This window comes from Comamonas fluminis, from assembly GCF_019186805.1.
GTDB classification, from domain to species: domain Bacteria; phylum Pseudomonadota; class Gammaproteobacteria; order Burkholderiales; family Burkholderiaceae_C; genus Comamonas; species Comamonas fluminis.
In genome coordinates, this window is record NZ_CP066783.1 from 3,431,507 (window position 1) to 3,454,143 (window position 22,637).

Genomic DNA, 22,637 nt, shown 5'->3' on the forward strand with positions numbered 1-22,637 from the left:
GAACTTTCAGGAGACTACATGCCCCGCTTGCCCGCAACTTCCGCATCTTTGCTGACTCTGGCCCTGGCCGCAGCCTTTGCCCCGCCTGTGCTGGCGCAGGAGAAAGTCAAGATCGGCTTCATCACCGATATGTCCAGCCTCTATGCCGACGTGGAAGGCAAGAACGGCGCGGTTGCCATACAGATGGCGATTGACGACTTTGGCGGCAAGGTGCTGGGCAAACCGATCGAGTTGCTCTCGGCCGATCACCAGAACAAGGCCGACATTGCCGCCAGCAAGGCCCGCGAGTGGATTGATACCCAAGGCATCAGCTTGGTGTTTGGCGGCACCAACAGCGCCACGGCACTGGCCATGGCCAAGGTTGCGCAGGAAAAGAAACGCGTCTTTATCGACAACGGTGCAGGCAGCTCTGCCCTGACCAATGAGCAATGCAGCCCCTACACCGTTCACTACGCTTTTGACACCGTGGCCCTGGCCAAGGGCACAGGCGGCGCCGTGGTGGACACCGGCGGCAAGAGCTGGTTCTTTGTGACCGCCGACTACGCCTTCGGCCACGCACTGGAGGCCGACACCACCAAGATCATCGAAGCGCGCGGCGGCAAGGTGCTGGGCTCGGTCAAAACGCCGCTCAACGCCAGCGATTTCTCCAGCTTCATGCTGCAGGCACAGAACAGCAAGGCGCAGATTCTGGGTCTGGCCAATGCGGGTGGCGACACCATCAACTCCATCAAGGCCGCCAAGGAGTTTGGCGTGACCAAAAACATGAAGCTGGCCGGCCTGCTGGTCTTCTTCAGCGACATCCATAGCCTAGGCCTGAAAAACACCGAAGGCATGCAGTTCACCGCGCCCTGGTACTGGGACATGAACGACGCATCGCGCAAGTTTGCCGATGCCTTCATGGCCAAGACCCAGCGCCGCCCCAGCGAAATTCAGGCTGCCGACTATTCAGCCACCATGAACTACCTCAAAGCCGTGGAAAAAGCCGGTACGCTGGATGCCGACAAGGTCATGGCCACCTGGAAAGGCATGAAGATGGACGACTTCTTCGGCAGCGGCCATATCCGCGAAGACGGCCGCTATGTGCACGATATGTATCTGATGCAGGTGAAGTCTCCGTCGGAGTCCAAGGGCACCTGGGATTACTACAAGATCATCAAGAAACTGCCCGCCGACCAGATCTGGACCACCAAGGCGGAGAGCAAGTGCCAGTACTGGCGCTGAACTGAAGGGACGCCCCTTCTCACCCGCGGACTGCTGCAGCCACAGCAGTCCGTTTTCGTTTCAACCAGTAACAAATTCAATGCGCCGAATTTGTGGCTTATCAAGGCATATGCACAGAGATGAACGCACTTGCCGCAAGCCACTCGCCTCTGCCCCTGGGGCCAGCTTCCTGCCCGATACACTGCGCGCCCCGTCGCCCTCTTTTTTCGCCTGTATCCGGGGTCATTACCTGAATGCAGTTCTCACCTGCATTGCACCAGCTCGCTGGGAACCTGACGGATGCAATGCATTCTTCGGCTTTTCATGTTCCCACGCTGGACTCTCACGCTTTTAGCAAGCCTGGCCCTGACCGCCTGTGGTGGCGGAGGCAACGACAACACTGGCACGGCCCCATCGACGCCCCCGCAGGTGGAGCAGCCCGTCACTCCCGATACAGATCAGCCCAATACAACGCCTTCAGAGCCAGAGCAACCCGGCACCGAGCCGCCAGTGGTTCGCCCGCCAGAAACGGACTTGCCAGAAACACAACCGCCCGTCGTGGCCCCACCTGCCAGCAGCCGCATTGCACAGGCTCTGCTTTCCGGCGACAGCCGCCTGCTGCAGGACGAAGACCGCGCAGCGCTGCTGCAATCGGCCACGGACATCGTGGCCAGCCTGCGCTCTCAGCAAAAGGCCTTGATCGCCAGGCTGCTGGATGACAGCACGGCAGCGACGCTGGATTTTGGCAACAACAGCCAGACGGTGAGCCCCCTGCTCTCCAGCAGCGCCAGCCCCTTGCTAGTGTCCAACAACGGCCGTGCACTGGCCAGCGTCAGCGCCACTGCGCAGGGTGGTCGTGCACTGGGCTATGGCAAGGATTTGCTGGGCCAGCTCTCCTCATCCACAGGCGCGAATCAATCACAGCTGCCGCTGTTCAAGCGCAGCTTCGCCTGGCTGGCCACCGGCAATGAAAAAAGCGCGCTACCCGCCAGTCTGCGCATCGCCACGCAGAACTACAGCAGTGCAACAGTCAGCAACCTGGTCACTCGCCTGGGCGGTAAAGCGACGGCAGTCAGCTGCGCCATTGCCGATGCCAGCAACACCTGCTGGCAGGACGTCGATGTCTTTGTATTCGGGCAAGACACTCCCGCCTCCCCCTCTCTGAGCAACTTGGTCAGCCGCTATCTGCAGGCAGGCAAAGGCGTGATCTATCTGCACAACAAATGGGGCGAATCCGGCGGTGGCCGCCAGGTGCTGCAGGCCATGGGGATGGAGCTGGGCGGCTACGGCGGCAACTGGTGGGCTGGCGAGAACGGCTACGGCATCAGCGGCAAGACAGCCAGCCAGCAGCGCGAAGCAGCGGACCGGCTGGCATCTCACGAAGCCGTGCTGACGGCCTTGCTCAAGGGCAGCAGCGCCAATCTGGCCAGTGATACCAGCCTGATTACCGCACTGGACGGCATTCGCCGTGACCTGCTGGGCCTGGAAGCGCAGGGCTTTGATCTGTTTGCCGACAGCTACCTGCAAAAGCCCTATATGGAAGCCCACAGCCGACTGGTGCTGTGGGCAGACATGGCACGGCAGACGACGGATTACAGCCAGGTTCGCCGCTCCAGCACCAACGATTTCCTGCGCACCATGGCGGCAGACTCGCTGAGTTATGCCGTGCGCAGCAGCGAAGCCGTGCCGAAGAATTTTGGCGACTGGATGCCTGCAGCATCTACCTCTTTGGCAACCAGCCAGAACTGGGAAACCATTGAAGTCACCATCGCCCAGGATGGTGGTCGCACAGCCATTGGGCGCGGTGCAGTGCCTGGCAAGGCGGTTGAGGTGGAAATTGTGAATGCAGCAGGCGCCAATCTGGCGCTGCGCGTGGGCAATATCCGCACCCGGGGCAATCCTCTGGCCCAGGAAAACTACACCCGCCCACGCTTTCCCGATGGGCATGAAGCCGCACTGACTGCAGGCAAGAAGCTGACGTACAGCACTGCCTGGGGCGGCCCGCTGTTTCTGAACTACGCCAATGCCAAGCCAGGATCCGTCGTCACGCTGCGCGTGCGCGGCAGCATCAAATACGCGCACTTTGACTTCACCCGCAACCCCGGCACGCAGGAAATCGACGAGGCCGTGCAAGCGCTGCAGCGCGGTGACTTTGGCTGGCAAACCAGCAAGATGGTGGGCGGCGAAGTTCAGCAGACCATAGCTTTTGCCAAGAGTGTGATTGGCAACCAGTCGCCCCGCGCCTATGTGGTGGACCGTCTCAAAGGCATGATTTTTGACAGCAACCACTTGGCCAACGGCTACAACAATATGCCGCTCAGCGCCAATGTCAGCAATCTCTGCGCAACGCTGGGCTGGGACTGCACGGGTTCACTGCAAAGTGCGCCCGGCGTGCAGCACTTTGTGGGCTGGCTGGCGGCCTGCGGCTTTCTGTGCTCTGGCAACCCATCCGATGGTGCAGCAGGCCTGCAGCCGGGCTGGGGCTGGTGGCACGAGCTGGGCCACAACACCGTAATGCGCCATATGACGCTGCTGACCGATGGCGGCGGCGGCTGTGGAACCGAGTGCAATAACAACATCCTGGCGAACGCCAGCGCGCTGCGCCAGTACGCCATCACCCATGGCGCTGAGAACGACAGCGGCGGCCGCATCGACCACAAAAAGCTCTACCAGGACATGCAGGCTGCACGCGCCACCGGCAAGACTGGCGACGCATTGCAGGCCGATATGTTCCAGCGCTTCTGGACAGCCGGCAAGAAGAGCGACGACGCCATGCGTGCGGTCCACTTCCAGCTGGCATTCATCTACACCAAGGAGCGCCTGAATCAAGCCCAGCCACAAGCCGCAGATGTCATCGACTTTCTGGGCATGCTCGGACGCGGTGAACGCCTGATTGGCAATGCCGACTACTGGACAGCCAACCAGAGCGCGCTGGGCATGGCAACGTATTCCAGCAAGGACATCAGCAACCACGAGCTTTTGTATGTGCTGTCCAGCCGCATCATTGGCCGGGATATGCGCCTGATCTTTGCCCACTACGGCATCCCGCTCAGCAGCACGGCGCTGAACTCCATCGCAGCCAATGCCCTGCCCCTGCTTCAGCCAGAGTTCTACGCCATGGTGCCCGGCAAGGGGAACCAGCTGGAGCTGGGCCACTGGCTGGACCTGACGGCAGGCATTCCCACCTACCCCTTCTAAGGCTGAACTGCCGCAATGCGGTTTGGCCGCCCGAGGCATCTGCAGCGCTACGGGGCTTCCGCTTCTCGATGCGTTTCAGCAAAAAAGGCAAGCTCCAAGGCTTGCCTTTTTTGTACCGGAAAGCAAGGCGCTAAGCCCCCCGCCTCCTGAAATACGCCTTTATCAGTTCCCCACGGTGCGGGCCGCTTGCGGTGTAAACATGGCGGGCGTCATGTCATTCTTGTTGAGCACCGGACCCAGTTCACGCTCCTGGAACAGGTTATAGGCCAGATAGCCGCCAGAGTTCAGGTCGTGATAGAAGCTGGTGCCTGCATGCCAGGCATTCGCATCAAACGCGTAGTAATGATTGATGAAAGCGTGCTGCCACAGCTGGCCACGGCCGTCGTAGTAGTCGCTGACCAGTGCCTGGCCCGTGTCTTCGTCAAGGAACAGCACGCGCTTGGAAAACAGGTGGCGATAGCCTTCCTTGAGGCTGGCCTCCAACACCCATACGCGGCGCAGCTCGTAGCGCAGGAAGTCGGGGTTGGCGTGGTTGGGCTTGATCAGGTCGGCATACTTCACGCCCTTGCCATGAACCTTGTAGGCGTTGGCGGGCACATAGATTTCGCGCTTGCCCACCATCTTCCAGTTGTAGCGTTCGGGCGAGCCATTGAACAGGCGGTCCGAATCAATGGTCATCTTGCCGCCCGTGCCAGCCATGGGCTGGTCAAAGCCGTATTCCGGAATCTGACGCACGCGGCGGGTGCCGGGGTCATAGCTCCAGCCCAGACGCTTGTCCTTGCCAAAGTCCACAGGTTCCAGGCTGACGCTGACGCCGCCTTTTTCACGCTCTGGCAGCTTGGTGATGTTCATGCCCTGAGCCATCGCACCTGTCAGCGGCTGTCCCGCCACATCAGGCTGATTGAGCAGGCTCATGCTGCGGTTTTCTGCACGGCCCCAGACGATGCTGCCGTCTGGCAGCACATTGGCACTGTCGCGCAGGGTGAGTTCGGTCGAGGAACGGAAAGGCAGCAGATTGTTAAAGACCAGTTCCAGCCCGTTCTTGGGCAGAGGGAAGGGCATGGCACCTTTGACTGCATTGCTGACGCCCAGACCATCTGCATTCATCGTTGCGTTCTCTGCGTTCTTCTTTGCAGATGCACACACAAAGTCTGGATATCGGAAATCACGGTGTCCGGTATAGACAGGGATACGGAAAGTCTTGGGGTACTTGGCGAACATGGCTTTTTGCCCGTCCGTCAGACGCTCTGCGTACTTGCTCAGATTCTCTGCAGAGATCACAAACACCGGCTTTTCGCTAGCATAGGGATCCACGGGGTGCTGGCCCGCATGAGACTCATACTTGATGCCCGCAGGTGTGCCCAGCCATTTGCCTGTGAACTCAGGCACGCCACTGGCTGTGCCCGCTTTTTCGCCGCCTGTGCAAGTCAGCGTATTGCCCAGCTTTGCCACTTCATCGGGCGTCGCCTTCGCCCATGCAACACCTGTACTTCCCATGCTCAGCAGCACGGCCGCGCCCAAGGCCGAAACTGCACTCAAACCTGCCCCTTTTTTCATTCTGATCTCCAGATATAAACAATAGAACAATTAATTATTTTCATAAATCAGAGAAATATATATCGCCTAATATCTCATCTCTGATTTCACAGAGTGTTTTGCGACTCGATCATTTGAGCATCGTCTATTTTGACTACGATCAAGAGAATCCGCACACCCTTTGCTTATTGGAAATAACTTCAAACCCAAAGCCTATAGAAAACCCTATAAAACATAAAAGTCAATTATTTCAACAACTTATTTATTGAATTATTTTTCACTGACTTTTTGAAACAAATTAATAAATTCAGCAGTCGTTACTTCCTAGTCTTTTCAGACTATCCAATTTTCATACGCTTGACTCAAAAATATGCCTGCTGCAAATAGCGCACTAACTTTTAAATCTGCAGCGCCAATAAATATCTCCAAGGAAGGCATCGTGATTCAAAGTATTTTCAAAACAGCCGCCCTCAGCCTGGGCCTGGCAATGTCCGCACACGCCGCAGAGCCCGCAACGGATACCTCCAAGCCCAACCCTGTGTCGGTAGAAAAATTCGAATTACGCAAGGAGCTGATGACGCAGTACCCCAATGTGCTGAGCGTGCTCACCTCCAATGCCAACGCAGGCTTTGGTGGCGACCAGTCGGTAAGCATTGCCAACCACATGTACAGCCGCACCAATGCAGAGGCCATTGCTGATGCACGGGCCAAACTCAAGGTCGAGTCGCATGGCAAGGGCACCTGGCTGCTGCGCCTGCCCTATGTGAATATTGCGGTCTTCGAGACCACGGAAGGCCTGGTTCTGGTGGATGCAGGCTATGCCCCCGCAGGCCCGGTGCTGCTGGAGACTTTGCGCAAGCTCAGCAACAAGCCTGTCAACACCATCATCATCACCCACCACCACGCCGACCACGGCTTTGGCGCCTGGTCGCTGCTGGAAGCGGGCGAGAAGCCGCGCATCATCACCACCAAGGAATATCTGGCGGAAATGGATCTGGACACGCGCACCGCCAACTACTCCATGGTTCACCTGAACAGCCAGGACCCGCGTGATGTTCCCCGCAAGCTGGAAGAAGCCATTCTTCCCACGGAAACCTTCGTCGGCCAGAAGACCCTGAAGATCGGCGATGACGAGTTTGTGCTGACCCACGCACGCGGCGAATCTGCAGACCAGCTGTGGGTCAACGTTCCCACACGCAAGATCGTGGTCAGCGCCGATTACTGGCAACCTTTCCTTCTCAATGCAGGCAATGGCAAGCGCCGTCAGCGCTATGTCGCCGAGTGGGCCCAGGCTCTGCGCGACATGGCAGCGGCCAAGCCTGACATGCTGCTGCCCATGCACGGCCCCGCATTGACCAGCGCCGCAGAAGTTCAGGACAAGCTGCTGGCCTCTGCCGACATGCTGAGTTCTGCCGTTGACCAGGTCATTGCAGGCCTGAACGCCGACAAGCGCCCCGACGAAATCGTGGCCTCGGTGCAACTGCCTGAGAAGCTGCGCGGCCGCAAGGACATGGCCGAGACCTATGTGCGCTTCAAGAACATCGCCAGCATGGTGCTCAAGGAGTACGGCGGCTGGTGGAACGGCATCCCTTCCGAATGGGACCCTGCCTCGCGTGAGGTGTTCAGCAAGCAAATCGTTGCCATGAGTGGCGGCGTGGACAAGGTCAATGCGCAGATCAAGCAGCTGAGCAAGACCAACCCCGCCCTGGCCTGCCAGCTGGCAGACATTGCCTTCTTTGCCGCGCCCAGCAACAAGGACGTGCTGCAAACAGCGCTGGATGCCTATGCCCAGCGCATTCAGCCCGGCATGCCTACACAGGAGCTGACGGTGTACACGCACCACATGCTCGACCTCAAGAGCAAGCTCAAGCAGGTAAGCCAGTAACCACCCAGCCCCTGCTGAAAAGCGCCCCGCAAAAGGCAAGCCATGGCGGCTTGCCTTTTCCCATTTTGATAGCTGCTTACGCTTATTGATCAAGCGCTTGAGGCAGATTCAACCCTTACCCTGACTTCAATAACTGCAGAGCCAGCAAAGCACCCGGCCACTCTGGCACCAATCCGAACAAGCACTCACAAAGCATCGTCACACACCTTGCGGCACATCAATTTCTGTAGCAATTCAGTAAAGATTTAATGTAACAAAAGGATTCGAATAGCCTCGTTTTTATACTTTCAAGCCAAGGTCTTATAGAAGACCAAAGCGTGGCGGACGACTTTTCATCGGGATTTTTTTGGCGTAATTGCTGACAAAAATCCAGGGCCGTTATCACCTGCTTTTTGACGCCTGGAATCGCAAAAATTCCAGGAACACATAGTCATTTAGCAATGTGACCACGCCAGCTCCTGAGCTGCATGTGCGCGTTGCAGCAAGGAGTCAAAACAGTGTCCAAACAGGACTTAAATCGCCGCAGTTTTCTGAAAGCTGCGGCCGCTCTGGGCGTCATTGCAAGTGTGCGCCCCGTCAAAGATGCACTTGCAGAGCTGATCACCCCCGCAGGTGGTCAGGAATCCAGCTGGATCAGCGGCAACAAGCTCAACTACCGTCGTGACGGTCTGGCCAAAGTCACAGGGCAGAAGGTATTTGCCATTGACTTGCGCGCCAAGGACATGCAAGGCTGGCCCGAGCAGCAATCGTATGCACTGACCATCCACATTCCACGCGCAGACCGCATCTATGAAGGGCTGGACCTTTCGGTGCTGGGCGAAGAATTCAAGCCCGACGTGCTGATTGACGCTGAAAGCATTGCTGCAGACAACGTCGGCATGCCAGAGCCCAGCTTCTATGGCGAATATTTCGTCAAAAAGGGCCAGCTCTCGCCCATGCTGGGCCACCCCGTGGCTCTCGCCATCTGGCACGACTACGAGAAATTCCGCGTCGCCAACAAGCGCCTGCACTTCAACGATGCCATCTTCAAATATGGCGCCGAAGCAGCCCAGCCAGCCCGCGCGCCCTATGTTGCTGCCCGCTATGTGCGCGTGCAGGGCGATGACGCCTATGGCGAAGACAAGTTCTCGCCCATGAAGGACACCGTCATCTGGCCGCCCGTCGATGAAAAAGGCGTGCACTGGCCCGATGACAAGCATCCAGCCTTTGGCGCACTGATGGGCGAGTCGGCCCGCATTCAGGCCGAGATGAAGCAGCCCAAGGATGGCCTGCGTTCCTTTGCCCGCAAGTACTACAGCCAGTCCATTGACCATGTCGCCATGGAAATGGAAAACGGCCTGGCCTGGTACAACCAGGACAGCGGTGAGCTGCACATGGTCGGAGCCTCGCAAGCGCCTTACGGCACGGCGGAGCATGTGATGCACATGGTCACGGCCAGCCGCCTGCCCCTGAAGAAGCTGGACTACCTCAGCTCCTACACCGTGGGCTACGGTCAGAAGGAACACCAGTCCTTCCCCTTCTATGTGGCACTGGCTTCGCTGTACGCACAGGGCCGCCCCGTTCGTCTGGCGCTGGACCGCTGGAAGCATTTCCAGTTCGCCCTCAAGCGCCACCCCTTCGACGTGGAAACCGCAATCTCGGTGGACAAGGACGGCAAGTTCCAGGCCCTGACCTGCCATATGGTGGGCGACGGCGGCGGCATCACCAACTTCAGCCCCTCCGTCGGCACTGTGGCGGTGACTGCCACGCAGTCCATCTATTACTTCCCGCAAAGCGATCTGTCCGTCGAAGTCAACCCCAGCATTGGCGTGACTTCCGGCTCCATGCGCGGCTATGGCTCGCTGCAGTCCATGGCCACGACGGAAATGCTGGTCGATGAAATCGCCCAGGAAATCGGTCTGGACGCCATTGAGCTGCGCCGTCGCAATGCGCTCAAGAGCAGTATGAAAAACACCCAGGGTGCCTCGCCTTCTGGTGAGCTGCGCATTGGTGAAATTCTGGACATCGCTGCCAAGGAGCCACTGTGGACCGAGCGCGACAAGCGCAAGAAAGCCTATGAAGCGGCCAACCCCGGCATGCTGTACGGCATAGGTTTTGGTGCGGTGCAAAAAGACTTTGGCACTGGCGCTGAAGCCTCGATTGCCGAGCTGCAAATCACGCCTGAAGGCCGCATCAAGATGCGCCATATTGCCAACGAAATTGGCACAGGCAGCACCACGGCCCAGCTGATCGCGGTCGAGCCTTTCCTGGGCCGCCCGGCCGATGATGTGGACTTCGCCGTCAATCACTGGGACAACCTGCCCCTGCAGACCAAGGACGAGCCCTACACCACGCCCCAGGCCAAGGAAGATGAGCTGGCCCGCAACCCGTACTGGGTGCCCCGCATGGTCTCGCCAGTCTCGGCATCCAACTCGGCCTACTACTTCCGCCACGCCACACAGCAAGCGGCGCAGTTGCTGCTCAAGCTGTGCCTGTGGCCCGCTGCGCAATCCATCTGGTCCAGCAAAGCCGGTGGCGGGCAAATGCTGCCCAGCGCCGTGACTGAAAACATGCTGGAGTGGCGCAATGGCCTGCTGGTTGCAGAAGGCCTGGAGCCACTGTCACTGGAGCGCCTGGCCGCCCGTGCCCACGAGATGGGAATCGTCACCGGCGTCTGCGTTCACGCCTTCAACCGCTGGGCCTGGGCCAAGGCTGACTTCACGGTCGATGGCACCAAGTTCCAGATGTTCATTGACGCGCTTTCCGTCAAATACGGCCAGGGCGCCAGCGATGCGAAAAAGGCGAGCATGAAGGATGGCGGCTACGCCTTTGTGCCACGCGACAAGGTGTACTACCCACCTGTGCAACGCACCAATGCGGGCACGGTGTACTACGCGCCCTGCGCCACCATGGTGGAGCTGGCAGTGTCCTCGGGCACAGGCAAGGTCAAGATCCTCTCGCACAAGACATGGCTGGAATGCGGCACGCAAATCGTCCCAGAGCTGGTGTCTGGCCAGATCCAGGGGGGCGTGGTCATGGGTATTGGCCATGCGCTCTACGAAGACCTGCCCCGTGATGCCACCGGGCCCGGCAACGGCCAGTGGGGACTGAACCGCTACCACGTGCCTCGCGCCAGCGAAGTCGCCGTCTGGTCGGCACAGGGCGATGTACTGCCGCCTCTGTCACGCACCGATCCACCCAAGGGCATGGCCGAAGTCGTGATGATTCCGGTCGTCGCGGCCTGCGTCAATGCCGTCGCCAATGCCACAGGCAAGCGCTTCTACGCCACACCTGTCACCCCCGAAAAAATCAAAGAGGTACTGTGATGCAGGACCGTATCCAATTCAGCGCAACCATCAATCGTAAAAAAATCGGCCCTGTCGATGTGCCCCGTGACTTGATGATGATCGAGTTTTTGCAGGAGTACGCGGGCATGTCCGGCACGCGCCTGGGCTGCGGTCAGGGCGTTTGCCGCGCCTGCACCATCATTGTGGACGACCCCGTCAACGGCTCCACCACGGTTCCCGCCTGTGTCACCGGCGTCACCTGGCTCAATGGCAAGACCATCCGTACCGTGGAAGGCATTGCCACTGTGGATGACAAAGGCGTGGTTCACCCCTCACCCATGCAAAAAGCCTTTCTGGAGCATTACTCCTTCCAGTGCGGCTATTGCACGCCCGGCTTTGTGAACTCGGCCACCGTGCTGATGGAAAAGCTCCAGAAAAACCCCGTGCCCGCAGACGAGGTAGAAGCCGCTATCGAAAAGCAGCTGGAGCCCCATGTCTGCCGCTGCACCGGCTATGTGCGCTACTACCACGCCGTGCGCGATGTCATCCTCAAAACCCCAGGGCTGACAACCGGCAAACGCACCAAGGAGGTTGTGAACAATGGCTAAAAGCACATGGCTCAAGCGCCTGGCCGTGGTGGCTGCCGTTGGCGTGCTGGCCGCCGGAGGGCTGTACCTGTATGGCAGCTCCAGCGGCGACATTCCTGCCGCCACCGTGGACTTCGCCAAGCTCGACAAACCCCAGTACGACGCGCTGTACAAGCGCGGTGAGCAGGTCTTTCGCGCGGGCGACTGCGCAGCCTGCCACAGCTCACCCAAGACGGGTGCAGAACTGGCAGGCGGCCTGCCCATGGTGACGCCGATGGGCACGCTCTACGGCAGCAATATCTCCCCCTCCAAGGAACACGGCATTGGCAACTGGACTGCGGATGACCTGTACCGGGCCGTCGCCACCGGCATCGCGCCGGGCCGCAAAGTTCTGTACCCGGCCATGCCCTATGCCAGCTACCACCAGATCACCCGGGGTGATGTGGATGCACTCTGGGTCTGGCTGATGAAGCAGCCCGCGGTGGAAGTGGCCAACCAGTCCAACAGCATGAACTTCCCGTTCAATATCCGCCCTGCTGTTTCGCTGTGGAATGTGGTCAACCGCCCTGCCGCCAAAGAGTTTGATCTCTCGGTCGATGAACTGGTGCGCGGCAAGTATCTGGTCGATACGCTGGGCCACTGCGCGGAATGCCACAGCCCCCGCACCAAACTCACCTTCGCCATGGACAAGGGACGCTATCTGGAAGGCAACACCATCGAAGGCTCCTACGCACCCGCGCTGACGCCAGATGCCCTGGGCGCGCGTGGCTGGAACAAGAACGACCTGGTTCAGTTCTTCCGCACCGGCGTTTCCCCTCAGGGTGTCATGACCTTCGGCATGGCCTCTGTGCTGGAGCACTCCACCTCGCGCATGCCTGAAGAAGACCTGCGCGCCATGGCGGCCTACCTCACGCAAAACCGTGACATGCCCCCGCTGGCCATCAAGGCTGCGGAAGCACAGACCAACGTCAAAGGCGCTGACCTGTACACAGGCTTGTGCGCGGGCTGCCACGGCACCAAGGGCGAAGGCCAGCCGCACTCGTCCGTGCCCATGAGCACCAACACCACCGCCATGTTCCCCACGCCTATCAACCTGATCCGCGTGATCCGCGAAGGTGTGGCCGAACGCGACCTGGCCCACGGTGAGCGCATGCAGACCATGCCCGGCTTTGCCGACAAGCTCAATGACCAGGAAATGAGCGATCTGGTGAACTACATGCGCCAGACCTGGGGTGGCCAGCCCGGCGATGTGACCGCCGCCAATGTGGCCGAGCACATCAAGACCATCGAGCACAGCAAGTAAGCAACTCACACGCTGCTCATAGAAAAAGCCACCGTCTGCAAACCAGGCGGTGGCTTTTATTTTGATAGCTGCAAGCCATTGAATCACAATGACCTGCGGCACTTTTGAGGCTTAACGTGCCGTGGTATCCGAAGCAATCGGGATGTAGAAGTCACCGCCCGCTTTGTTGAACTCCGCCGCCTTGGCCTGCATACCCACGGCAATGCCCTGCTCGGCCGCCACGCCTTGCGCCTTGGCAAAGTCACGCACTTCCTGCGTGATCTTCATGGAGCAGAACTTGGGGCCGCACATGCTGCAGAAATGCGCCACCTTGGCGCTGTCCTTGGGCAAGGTTTCGTCGTGGTAGGCCTGGGCCGTGTCGGGGTCCAGACCCAGGTTGAACTGGTCTTGCCAGCGGAAGTCAAAGCGCGCTTGGCTCAGCGCATCGTCGCGTGAACGTGCGCCAGGGTGGCCCTTGGCCACGTCCGCCGCGTGCGCCGCAATCTTGTACGCGATGATGCCCTGCTTGACGTCGTCACGGTCGGGTAGACCCAGGTGTTCTTTGGGCGTGACATAGCACAGCATGGCCGTGCCGAACCAGCCGATCATGGCCGCGCCAATAGCGCTAGCGATGTGGTCGTAGCCGGGGGCGATGTCGATGGTCAGCGGGCCCAGGGTGTAGAACGGCGCTTCGTGGCAGTGCTTGAGCTGCTCGGTCATATTGGCTTGGATCATGTGCATGGGCACATGGCCGGGGCCTTCGATCATGGTCTGCACATCATGCTTCCAGGCGACTTGCGTCAGCTCGCCCAGTGTGGCCAGTTCGGCAAACTGGGCTTCATCATTGGCATCCGATGCGCAGCCGGGGCGCAAGCCATCGCCCAGCGAGAAGCTCACGTCGTACTGCTTCATGATGTCGCAGATGTCCTCGAAGTGCTCGTACAAGAAGCTCTCGCGGTGGTGGGCCATGCACCACTTGGCCATGATGGAGCCGCCGCGCGAGACGATGCCGGTGCGGCGCTGGGCCGTCAGGTGGATATAGGCCAGGCGCACGCCGGCGTGGATGGTGAAATAGTCCACGCCCTGCTCGGCCTGCTCCACCAGCGTGTCGCGGAAGATTTCCCAGGTCAGGTCTTCGGCGATGCCGCCGACTTTTTCCAGCGCCTGGTAGATGGGCACCGTGCCAATCGGCACGGGCGAGTTGCGCACAATCCAGTCGCGCGTGGTGTGGATGTTCTTGCCGGTAGACAGATCCATCACGTTATCTGCACCCCAGCGGATGGCCCAGACCAGTTTTTCGACTTCTTCCTCGATGCTGGAAGTGACGGCCGAGTTGCCGATGTTGGCGTTGATCTTGACCTTGAAGTTGCGGCCAATCGCCATCGGCTCGATTTCAGGGTGGTTGATATTGGCGGGGATGATGGCGCGGCCGCGGGCCACTTCGTCACGCACAAATTCGGGCGTGATGATCTTGGGGATGCTGGCGCCCATGCTGTTGCCTGCCAGACGTGCTTCACGCGCTGCATCTTGCTGGTACTGCGCCATCCATTCGCGGCGGCCGTTTTCGCGCAGGGCCACATATTCCATCTCGGGCGTGATGATGCCGCGCTTGGCATAGTGCATCTGGGTCACGTTCTGGCCGCTCTTGGCACGGCGGGGCTGGCGTTGCAGGGCGGCGGCTTCGGCACGCAACTGGTCCACCCGCAGGTCTTCTTCGCCACGCTTGCCACCATCGTCCAGCGCCACGCGCTGGCGGCCCACGTAGAACTCGCTGTCGCCACGCGCTTCAATCCAGCTGCCGCGCACGCTGGCCAAACCGCTGCGCACATCAATCTGTGCCGCCGGGTCGGTGTAAGGGCCCGAGGTGTCGTACACGCTGACCTGCTCACCGTTGGTCAACGCAATATCGCGCACTGGCACGCGCAGCTCGGGGTGAATCGCCCCGCTCAGATAGCTTTTGGTGGATGCAGGAAAGGGCTGGCGCGACTGGGCCAGCAGGTCTGCAAAACGGGCGGAATCGGGGGCGTTACCAGCGGCGGGCGTAAAGATCAGATCGGGGGCATTCATCGCAGTCTCCAAAAAGCGGTTGAAAGTTCATCAATCGCTCCGTGGAGTGCGGCCCTGCTCTGACTTGGCCCTGCACTGGCGACCCACTTTGGGTGTCTGCCTGTGCCGCTGAAATGTCTGCATTTCAGCCTGTTGCCCTGCGCTTTGGGGGTGTCCAGAAAGACAAAAACCCCAGTGCGCGAGGCGCCTGGGGTTTGCTCTGCCCATGGAAGGCTGGCATGAATCGGGCTTGAAAAAAGCCACTATGCCTGTCTGTCCATGGACTCTGCATCAGGGTCCCGCTCTTCTTCCGCCGGTATGAACCGGATCAAGTTCGTCGGGTTCGCTTGCCTCTGTTTTCACAGCGGCTCGCATCTCAGCACTTTCGCACACCCCGGAGCTGCGTGCAGTATAGGCGGGATTGCGATAAAGCCAAGCGGCTCGCACCCGGCACAACTGTGCTGACCGAAAGAGGCCCAATCGCCTGCTCAGTCAAAGCCCTTGAGCGACAGCCACTCATTGCTGGCGGCGCGACCCGAGCGCCACTGGTTGATGGGTGCGCTGGCATCTTCGTAGCCCAGTGCAATGCCAAAGGCGATCTGGTAGCCCTCGGGCATGCCCAGTTGCTCAATCAGCATATCGTTGTACATGCGCCAAAAGCCTTGAGCGCAGGTGGCCAACCCCTTTTCCGCAGCCAGCAACATGAAGGACTGCAGGTAGATGCCCAGATCCACCCACTGCGCATAGCCCATGCGCTCTTCCACCGCCACAAAAATACCGACGGGCGCACCAAACATCTGGCCGTTTTTGGCCAGTTGCGCCAAGCGTGCAGCCTTGTCTTCGCGACCAATATTGAGGGCGCGATACAGGTCTTCGCCGTTTTCAAAGCGGCGGCTGCGGTAGGGCTCCCACAGGCCAGCCGGGTATGACAGGCCGGGGCGCTGCACGGCTTCTGTCTCTTTGGCTCTGGCGCACAGAGCCCCGAGCGCCTGCCCGCCCACCGCTGTGACGCGCCAAGGCTGCATATTGCCGCCGGATGGGGCTTGCGACGCTGCCTCCAGCAACTCACGCACCGTGGCACCGCTGACGGCCTGAGGCAGGAACGCACGCACCGATCGGCGCTGCTGCAATGCTTGATGGATGTCCATATCTTTCTTCTTCCCAAAAATGCTGCACCGCAGTGTAGAAGCTCCGGGTATTTCCCCTGAACGCGCCGGATACGCAGCCCCATCTCCCCAGTGCTTGCCCTGATTGCATGCGCTGCATCAGCTGCGACCATGCAAACCTCGCCTTCGCACCAACCATGCAGTCACATCGCAGGAGATGACTCTGATGAAGTCTCACGCTGTCACCATCGCCCCCATTTTTTCACCCAGCGCATGGTCTGTCGCGCTGGGCTGCCTGCTTGCGGCGACATCAGCGCAGGCACAGGACAAAATTCGCATCGGCTTCATCACCGATATGTCGGGTCTCTATGCCGATGTGGATGGCAAGGGTGGAGCCATGGCCGTGCAGATGGCAGTTGATGACTTTGGCGGCAAGCTGATGGGCAAGCCCATCGAAGTGCTGACAGCCGACCACCAGAACAAAGCCGACATCGCAGCCAGCAAAGCACGCGAATGGTTTGACACCCAAGGCATGCAGATGTTGATTGGAGGTACCACTTCCAGCGCAGGCTTGGCCATGGGCAAAGTGGCCGATGAAAAGAAAAAAGTCTACATCATCAACGGCGCTGGCACCTCGGCCTTGACCAATGATCAGTGCAGCCCCTACTTTGTGCACTATGCCTATGACACCGTAGCGCTGGCCAAAGGCACAGGCAAGGCCGTGGTGGAGCTGGGCGGCAAAAGCTGGTTCTTTCTGACGGCCGACTACGCCTTCGGCCACGCGCTGGAGGCGGACACCACCAAGGTCATCAACGCCTCGGGCGGCAAGGTGATGGGCAGCGTCAAGCACCCTCTGAACACGGCCGACTTCTCGTCTTTCCCGCTGCAGGCGCAGAACTCCAAGGCCCAGATTCTGGGCCTGGCCAATGCGGGCGGCGACACCATCAACTCCATCAAGGCAGCGCGTGAGTTCGGGCTGACCAAGAGCATGAAACTGGCCGGCCTGCTGCTGTTCAGCTCGGACATTCACAGCCTGGGGCTCAAAGCCACGGAAGGGCTGATGTTCACCGATAGCTGGCACTGGGATCTGAACCCCGAAAGCCGCAAATTCGCAGACCGCTTCTATGCCAAGTTCAAGAAGATGCCTACCTCGCTGCAGGCCGCCGACTACTCGGCTGCCATGCAGTATCTGAAGCTGGCCGAGAAACTGGGCACCACAGATGCCGACAAGATCATGGCGGGCTTCAAATCCGCACCGCTGTCTGACTTCTATGCCAAGGGCGTGGTTCGCCCCGACGGTCGCTATGCCCACGATATGTATTTGCTGCAGGTCAAGACACCCGCAGAGTCCAAAAAAGCTTGGGACTACTTCAAGGTCTTGAAGACCCTGCCCGGCGACCAGGTCTTCACCACCAGGGAAGAAAGCAAGTGCGCGCTGTGGAAGTAAGTATCTGCCGCTGAACACTGAAAGCCGGAGCAGTCGTAGCCCCGGCTTTTCTTTTTCTGCAATGCGCTACCAAATCAGAAGCTTAGTCCGCTTACCAGGCATAGGCTTGGGGCACTTCTCACTCAAACCCTCGCATCTCGCACCACTCACCCACTTCTGCCCTGCTGGAGCGCCACTGGTTGATCGGCGCACTGCTGTCCTCATAACCCAGCGCCATGCCAAAGGCGATCTGATAGTCCTCTGGCAGCGCCAGATGCCGGCTCACAAAATCGCTGAAATTGCGCCAGAAGCCCTGGGCGCAGGTGGCCAGGCCTTTCTGGGTGGCCAGCAGCATCAGCGACTGCAGATAAATCCCCAGATCCACCCACTGCGCATGCACCATGCGCTTGTCCACGGCGATAAAAATGCCCACGGGCGCGCCAAACATCTGGGTGTTTTGCGCCAGCTGCATCAAGCGGCCTTTTTTATCTTCGCGGTCTATGCCGATGGAGCGATACAGGTCTTCGCCGTTTTCAAAGCGGCGGCTGCGATAGGGTTCCCACAGCGCAGCGGGATAGACCAGCGCCGGGTCGCTATTGGGTGTGGCCCCGCCCATGGCCTGACGCAGCTCCTGCAGGCTTTGCCCGGTAAGCGCCACCACGCGCCAGGGCTGAAGGTTACCGCCTGAAGCAGCCTGCCCGGCCTGCGCCAGCAAATCTCTGACCAGCGCCGCATCCACCGCCTGCGGCAAAAAAGCGCGCACCGAATGGCGCTGCTGCATGGCTTGCTCCACATTCATCATGACTTGTCCTGCATTGAAGTTAGCAGGCAGTCTCTGCGCAGCGCTTTGCCCGTGCTCCCCTCAAATCAACTACGGGCATGCCCCATGAAAAAAGCCAGCACGCAGGCTGGCTTTTACGGCAAGAGACTCCTGAAAAGTGAGCTGCTTGCGCTTTCTGGATAAAGGCTTTCGCCTTATTTACCCATGATCTGATCGATCTTGTCTTTCTGGAAGGCTTCAGGACGTTCGGATTCGCAAGGCACGCAATCCTTGACCTGGCCCTGAATCGACAGCTTCTCAATCGCCGCCCACAGCAGCGCAATCTGCTTTTCATGGCCTGCTGCGCCATCAGACAGAGAACGCATGGCCTGGGCCACGGGATCGACTTCCGAGGTCACACCATAGGCGCTGAAGCTCGTTTCCCCCGTTTTGCCGCAGTCGTCCTGCGCGGCAGGCTGGGGCTGAACCTTGGGCGTCGCCTCATGCTCGGTCACATCAGCGCTTTGCCCGGTCTTGCTGGGAATGATGCGGGCAGGAATGCCCACGGCTGTTGCGCCAGCGGGCACGGGTTTGATCACAACAGCATTGCTGCCAATCTTGGCGTCATCACCCACTTCAAAGCCGCCCAGCACCTTGGCACCGGCGCTGACCACCACATTCTTGCCCAGCGTGGGGTGGCGCTTGGCCCCCTTGTACAGCGAGGTGCCGCCCAGCGTTACGCCGTGGTAGATGGTGCAGCCATCGCCCACCACAGCGGTTTCGCCAATGACCACGCCCATGCCGTGATCGATAAACACCTGGCGGCCGATGACGGCGCCGGGGTGAATTTCGATGCCCGTGAACCAGCGGCCCATGTGCGAGATAAAGCGGCCCAGCCATTTGAAGCCATGCGTCCAGCACCAGTGCGCCGGGCGCTGCAGCCAGATGGCGTGCAGGCCGGGGTAACAGGTGATGACTTCCCAGGTGCTGCGGGCCGCAGGGTCGCGGTCAAGAATGCACTGGATGTCGGAGCGCAGGCGATCAAGCATCAAATTAACAAGGTGAGGAAATATGTTTAGCGTGTGAAGTCTAGCGGGTTGGCGGCTCGCTCTGCAGCATGGCTTTGGCAACACCGCGAAGAATATGGATTTCTTCCTGGGTCAGCTGCGCACGGTTGAAAAGCTGGTTAAGCCGGGGCATGAGCTTCTTGGGCGCCGCCGGGTCCAGAAAGCCGATATGGGCCAGCGCCTGCTCCCAGTGGCCCAGCATGCCCTGCACCTGAGCCATGTCGGCACGGTGCACCTCGGGCGTGTGCTCCACCACCGGAAAGCCTCCCAGCGCCTCGCGCCAGTCATAGGCAATGACCTGAATGGCCGAGGCCAGATTCAGCGAGCCGAACTGAGGATTGGACGGAATCGACAGCGCCACATCGCAGCGATAGACATCGTCGTTGCTCATGCCAAAGCGCTCGCAGCCAAACAAAAAGGCCACGCCCTTCTGGTTGCAGGCTGTGCCCGGCGTAGGTACGTTATCGGTCAAATCGCCTTCAACCACAGGTGCAGAGCGCGTATCCAGCTCACCTTTGAGGAGCAATTCAAAATGCTGGCGTGGCGTGCGTGTAGGCGGGCCAAAGTCGCGCGGCGTCATGGCCGTGGCGCACATATGGCTGATGCCTTCCAGCGCTTCTTCCAGCGTGTCGACGATGCGGGCCTTGTCCAGCACATCGAGTGCACCGCTGGCGCGCTGGATGGTTTCTTCCTTGCGCAGCACGTTTTTGTAGCGCGGGCGCACCAGCACCAGGTCGTCAAAGCCCATGGTCTTGAGCGCGCGGGCCGCCGCGCCCACATTGCCGGCGTGGCTGGTTTCAATCAGTACGAATCGGGTTTTCATGAATGAGAATGCAAAAAGGCCCCACTTGTGGCCTTGATAAATCGGAGCACATCAGCCACTGACTCGCTCTGTGCACGCTCTGAGAAAGAAAGGCATCCCTTGGGAAAGCCCACACAGCAGAGTTTCGTGCGAGCAAAAAAAGCGCAGGCTGGGTAGAATTGCCGCTATTGTCGCCGCCCCGCATCGCCGGTCGCGGCTTTTTACGTTCTTACCCGCGTAGTTCAGCCCACCATTGCTCCGGGCTGCACCGTTAACGGACCCACAATTTATGTCGAACTCCCTGCACCCCATGCTCAACGTGGCTATCAAAGCCGCACGCGCCGCTGGCGCCCTTATCAACCGTGCCGCCCTGGATGTGGAATCGGTGCGCGTTGCGCAAAAGCAGGTGAACGACTTTGTGACCGAAGTAGACCAGGCCGCCGAGCGCGTCATCATCGAGACGCTGCTCAACGCCTACCCCCAGCACTCCATCCTGGCCGAAGAATCGGGCAGCGAGCACGGTGCCAAGAACTCTGACCACGTCTGGATCATCGATCCTCTGGACGGCACCACCAACTTCATCCACGGCTTCCCCGTGTACTGCGTCAGCATCGCTCTGGCCTACAAGGGCAAGATCGAGCACGCCGTGGTGTATGACCCATCGCGCAACGACCTGTTCACCGCCACCAAGGGCCGCGGTGCCTACCTGAACGAGCGCCGCATCCGCGTTTCCAAGCGCACCCAGCTGCGCGACTGCCTGATCTCCACCGGCTTCCCCTTCCGCCGTGGCGACAACTTCAAGCAATACATGCTCATGCTGGGCGAAGTCATGCAGCGCACTGCTGGCGTGCGCCGCCCTGGCTCTGCTGCGCTGGATCTGGCCTATGTGGCCGCTGGCTTTGCCGATGGTTTCTTTGAATCCGGCCTGTCCATCTGGGACGTGGCTGCAGGCTCGCTGCTGGTCAGCGAAGCCGGTGGTCTGGTAGGTAACTTCACCGGCGAAGCCGACTTCCTGGAACAAAAGGAAATTCTGGCCGCCAACCCACGCATCTATGGCGCCCTGATCCCCGTGGTCGGCAAGTTCAGCAAGTTCGCCACCGCTGGCGAAAAGGCTGCTGTGCGCCAGGCCGTGAAGACCGGTGAGTTTGAAGAAATCGCAGAAGAAGGCGCCGAAGCCGCTGCGCAAGAAACCCCAAAAGACGCTGAATAAAAACGGCGGTCGCCCCACGACTGCGGGAAGGGCCAGGCTCGAAGGAGTCTGGCCCTTTTTTTACCTCCACAGAATCCACAAATTCAGCACCCAGAATCTGCCCCAACGACAACCGGGCAGAACAATATGATGGATTTCTTCAGCCAGCACTGGGCGCTGGCCATTGACTGGGTTGCTGCGCACGCCGTAACCCCCGTCGTCACCACACTGAACATTGCCGAAGCTGCTGGCGACCCACGCGAAATTGCCGCAGGCATCCTGATTGCACTGCTGCAGCTGTTTCTGATTGGCGGCGTCATGCGCCCGCTGGAGAGTCTGCTGCCCGCCGAGCGCTGGGCCGACCGCCGCCACACCACGGTAGACCGCCACATGACGCTGCTCATGCTGCTGGGGCTGTTTCCGCTGTTCAGCTTTCTGGTGCTCATGCCCTTTGCGCATTTGCTGGGCGGCGGGCCAACCACCGCCGAAGTCAGCGGCCTCAAGGCCTGGGTGCCCTGGTTTGCCGACCACCCCTATATTTTGTTTGGCGTGTACTACGTGATCTACGACCTCACGTATTACTGGATGCACCGCGCCCAGCACGTCATTCCCTGGTGGTGGGCCATGCACAGCATGCACCACAGCCAGCGCCAGATGAGCTGCTGGAGCAACGACCGCAGCAACTATCTGGACGGCATGCTGCAAAGCTTTGTGCTGGCCAGCGTGGGTTTGGTCATGGGCGTCGAACCTTCGGAATTCGCCATGCTGGGTCTGCTCAGCGAACTGGTGCAAAACTTCTCGCACGCCAATGTGGCGCTGCGCCTGGGCGCTCTGGGCAAGCTGGGCGAGCGCCTTTTTGTCGGCCCGCGCTTTCACCGCAACCACCATATGCTGCGCGATGCCGAGCGACCCGAGCGCCACAACTGCAACTTTGGCCAGGTCCTGCCCTGGTGGGATCAGCTGTTTGGCACAGCCCTCTATCACAACGAAGAACTGCGCCCTACTGGCGTGAGCGATCCCGAAGTGGATGCCGACAACGAGCGTAACCTCATCACCATTCAGTGGTATTCACTCAAGCGCTTCTGGGGCGCGGTGACTTGCCGCGCAGGCTGGCGCCTGGGCGATGTGTCGTTTGGGCCCGGCTACCGCCCCATCCATGATGAAGACGAGGCCAGCGCATCCCACATCAAAGCTGACGTGCAGACAACACCTGCCAAATAGCCATAAAGCAGCCACGCCCCCTGCTATTGGGCTTCACGGATAATGCAGCGTTTGGCGCCCGCCCAG

15 protein-coding genes and 1 riboswitch are annotated in these 22,637 nt (G+C 59.9%); of the genes, 9 read left to right on the forward strand and 6 right to left on the reverse strand.

The annotated features are described in order from the left end of the window. The first annotated feature begins 18 nt into the window (after positions 1 to 18). Both JDW18_RS15905 and JDW18_RS15910 read left to right on the forward strand, forming a co-directional pair. Positions 19 to 1,221 (forward strand): ABC transporter substrate-binding protein, encoded by a 1,203-nt coding sequence (locus tag JDW18_RS15905; RefSeq protein WP_218240363.1) that lies wholly within the window; start codon positions 19 to 21, stop codon positions 1,219 to 1,221. Positions 1,222 to 1,524: 303 nt separating this feature from the next. Then, positions 1,525 to 4,398, forward strand: coding sequence for an ImpA family metalloprotease (locus JDW18_RS15910; RefSeq protein WP_218240364.1), 2,874 nt, complete (start codon positions 1,525 to 1,527; stop codon positions 4,396 to 4,398). 162 nt (positions 4,399 to 4,560) lie between these two features. Here JDW18_RS15910 and JDW18_RS15915 read toward each other — a convergent pair whose 3' ends face one another. Beyond that, positions 4,561 to 5,895, reverse strand: coding sequence for a DUF1329 domain-containing protein (locus JDW18_RS15915; protein ID WP_246610572.1), 1,335 nt, complete (start codon positions 5,893 to 5,895; stop codon positions 4,561 to 4,563). Between the two features lie 478 nt (positions 5,896 to 6,373). Here JDW18_RS15915 and JDW18_RS15920 point away from each other — a divergent pair, with 478 nt between their 5' ends. The 4 genes from JDW18_RS15920 to JDW18_RS15935 all read left to right on the forward strand — a co-directional run bounded on the left by JDW18_RS15920 (position 6,374) and on the right by JDW18_RS15935 (position 12,975). After that, entirely contained in the window at positions 6,374 to 7,819 is a 1,446-nt protein-coding gene (locus JDW18_RS15920; protein ID WP_246609980.1) for an MBL fold metallo-hydrolase, read from the forward strand. A 497-nt stretch (positions 7,820 to 8,316) separates the two neighbouring features. Beyond that, the gene (locus JDW18_RS15925) at positions 8,317 to 11,124 is read left to right on the forward strand and encodes a xanthine dehydrogenase family protein molybdopterin-binding subunit (protein WP_218240367.1); all 2,808 of its coding nucleotides are present in this window, start codon (positions 8,317 to 8,319) and stop codon (positions 11,122 to 11,124) included. Next, positions 11,124 to 11,693 (forward strand): (2Fe-2S)-binding protein, encoded by a 570-nt coding sequence (locus tag JDW18_RS15930; RefSeq protein ID WP_218240368.1) that lies wholly within the window; start codon positions 11,124 to 11,126, stop codon positions 11,691 to 11,693. Before JDW18_RS15925 ends, JDW18_RS15930 begins: the two co-directional genes overlap by 1 nt. Then, positions 11,686 to 12,975 carry a c-type cytochrome gene (locus JDW18_RS15935; RefSeq protein ID WP_218240369.1) on the forward strand — a complete coding sequence of 430 codons (1,290 nt, stop codon included), beginning with the start codon at positions 11,686 to 11,688 and terminating at the stop codon, positions 12,973 to 12,975. The genes JDW18_RS15930 and JDW18_RS15935 overlap by 8 nt, the downstream gene beginning before the upstream one ends. Positions 12,976 to 13,086: 111 nt before the next feature. Here the strand turns inward: JDW18_RS15935 and thiC are convergent, their stop codons facing one another. Both thiC and JDW18_RS15945 read right to left on the reverse strand, forming a co-directional pair. Continuing rightward, complete coding sequence (gene thiC / locus JDW18_RS15940; protein WP_246609983.1) at positions 13,087 to 15,021, reverse strand: phosphomethylpyrimidine synthase ThiC; 1,935 nt, start codon at positions 15,019 to 15,021, stop codon at positions 13,087 to 13,089. Between the two features lie 267 nt (positions 15,022 to 15,288). Further along, a riboswitch (TPP riboswitch) is annotated at positions 15,289 to 15,407 on the reverse strand. Between the two features lie 81 nt (positions 15,408 to 15,488). Next, positions 15,489 to 16,148 carry a nitroreductase gene (locus tag JDW18_RS15945; protein WP_218240370.1) on the reverse strand — a complete coding sequence of 220 codons (660 nt, stop codon included), beginning with the start codon at positions 16,146 to 16,148 and terminating at the stop codon, positions 15,489 to 15,491. Positions 16,149 to 16,332: 184 nt separating this feature from the next. Between JDW18_RS15945 and JDW18_RS15950 the strand changes: the two genes are divergently transcribed. Beyond that, entirely contained in the window at positions 16,333 to 17,553 is a 1,221-nt protein-coding gene (locus JDW18_RS15950) for an ABC transporter substrate-binding protein (protein WP_218240371.1), read from the forward strand. Between the two features lie 118 nt (positions 17,554 to 17,671). On the opposite strand, the gene JDW18_RS15955 is transcribed toward JDW18_RS15950, so the two are convergent. From JDW18_RS15955 to JDW18_RS15965, 3 genes are all read right to left on the reverse strand, one after another. Continuing rightward, complete coding sequence (locus JDW18_RS15955) at positions 17,672 to 18,331, reverse strand: nitroreductase (RefSeq protein ID WP_218243943.1); 660 nt, start codon at positions 18,329 to 18,331, stop codon at positions 17,672 to 17,674. 176 nt (positions 18,332 to 18,507) lie between these two features. Then, positions 18,508 to 19,341 (reverse strand): serine O-acetyltransferase, encoded by an 834-nt coding sequence (gene cysE / locus JDW18_RS15960; protein WP_218240372.1) that lies wholly within the window; start codon positions 19,339 to 19,341, stop codon positions 18,508 to 18,510. A gap of 40 nt (positions 19,342 to 19,381) precedes the next feature. After that, a complete protein-coding gene (locus tag JDW18_RS15965; RefSeq protein WP_218240373.1) occupies positions 19,382 to 20,182 on the reverse strand; it encodes an RNA methyltransferase in 801 nt (266 codons plus the stop codon). A 268-nt stretch (positions 20,183 to 20,450) separates the two neighbouring features. Here JDW18_RS15965 and JDW18_RS15970 point away from each other — a divergent pair, with 268 nt between their 5' ends. Further along, positions 20,451 to 21,371, forward strand: coding sequence for an inositol monophosphatase family protein (locus tag JDW18_RS15970; RefSeq protein ID WP_218240374.1), 921 nt, complete (start codon positions 20,451 to 20,453; stop codon positions 21,369 to 21,371). Between the two features lie 126 nt (positions 21,372 to 21,497). Continuing rightward, positions 21,498 to 22,571, forward strand: coding sequence for a sterol desaturase family protein (locus tag JDW18_RS15975; protein WP_218240375.1), 1,074 nt, complete (start codon positions 21,498 to 21,500; stop codon positions 22,569 to 22,571). Positions 22,572 to 22,637: the final 66 nt, after the last annotated feature.

What these genes read in the sequence shown, in the direction of transcription:
- JDW18_RS15905 (WP_218240363.1), top strand. Translation starts at nt 19, where the DNA reads ATGCCCCGCTTGCCCGCAACTTCCGCATCTTTGCTGACTCTGGCCCTG.
- cysE (WP_218240372.1), bottom strand. Translation starts at nt 19,341, where the DNA reads ATGCTTGATCGCCTGCGCTCCGACATCCAGTGCATTCTTGACCGCGAC.
- JDW18_RS15970 (WP_218240374.1), top strand. Translation starts at nt 20,451, where the DNA reads ATGTCGAACTCCCTGCACCCCATGCTCAACGTGGCTATCAAAGCCGCA.
- JDW18_RS15915 (WP_246610572.1), bottom strand. Translation starts at nt 5,895, where the DNA reads ATGGGAAGTACAGGTGTTGCATGGGCGAAGGCGACGCCCGATGAAGTG.
- JDW18_RS15975 (WP_218240375.1), top strand. Translation starts at nt 21,498, where the DNA reads ATGATGGATTTCTTCAGCCAGCACTGGGCGCTGGCCATTGACTGGGTT.
- JDW18_RS15910 (WP_218240364.1), top strand. Translation starts at nt 1,525, where the DNA reads ATGTTCCCACGCTGGACTCTCACGCTTTTAGCAAGCCTGGCCCTGACC.
- JDW18_RS15935 (WP_218240369.1), top strand. Translation starts at nt 11,686, where the DNA reads ATGGCTAAAAGCACATGGCTCAAGCGCCTGGCCGTGGTGGCTGCCGTT.
- JDW18_RS15930 (WP_218240368.1), top strand. Translation starts at nt 11,124, where the DNA reads ATGCAGGACCGTATCCAATTCAGCGCAACCATCAATCGTAAAAAAATC.
- JDW18_RS15965 (WP_218240373.1), bottom strand. Translation starts at nt 20,182, where the DNA reads ATGAAAACCCGATTCGTACTGATTGAAACCAGCCACGCCGGCAATGTG.
- JDW18_RS15950 (WP_218240371.1), top strand. Translation starts at nt 16,333, where the DNA reads ATGAAGTCTCACGCTGTCACCATCGCCCCCATTTTTTCACCCAGCGCA.
- JDW18_RS15955 (WP_218243943.1), bottom strand. Translation starts at nt 18,331, where the DNA reads ATGAATGTGGAGCAAGCCATGCAGCAGCGCCATTCGGTGCGCGCTTTT.
- JDW18_RS15945 (WP_218240370.1), bottom strand. Translation starts at nt 16,148, where the DNA reads ATGGACATCCATCAAGCATTGCAGCAGCGCCGATCGGTGCGTGCGTTC.
- thiC (WP_246609983.1), bottom strand. Translation starts at nt 15,021, where the DNA reads ATGAATGCCCCCGATCTGATCTTTACGCCCGCCGCTGGTAACGCCCCC.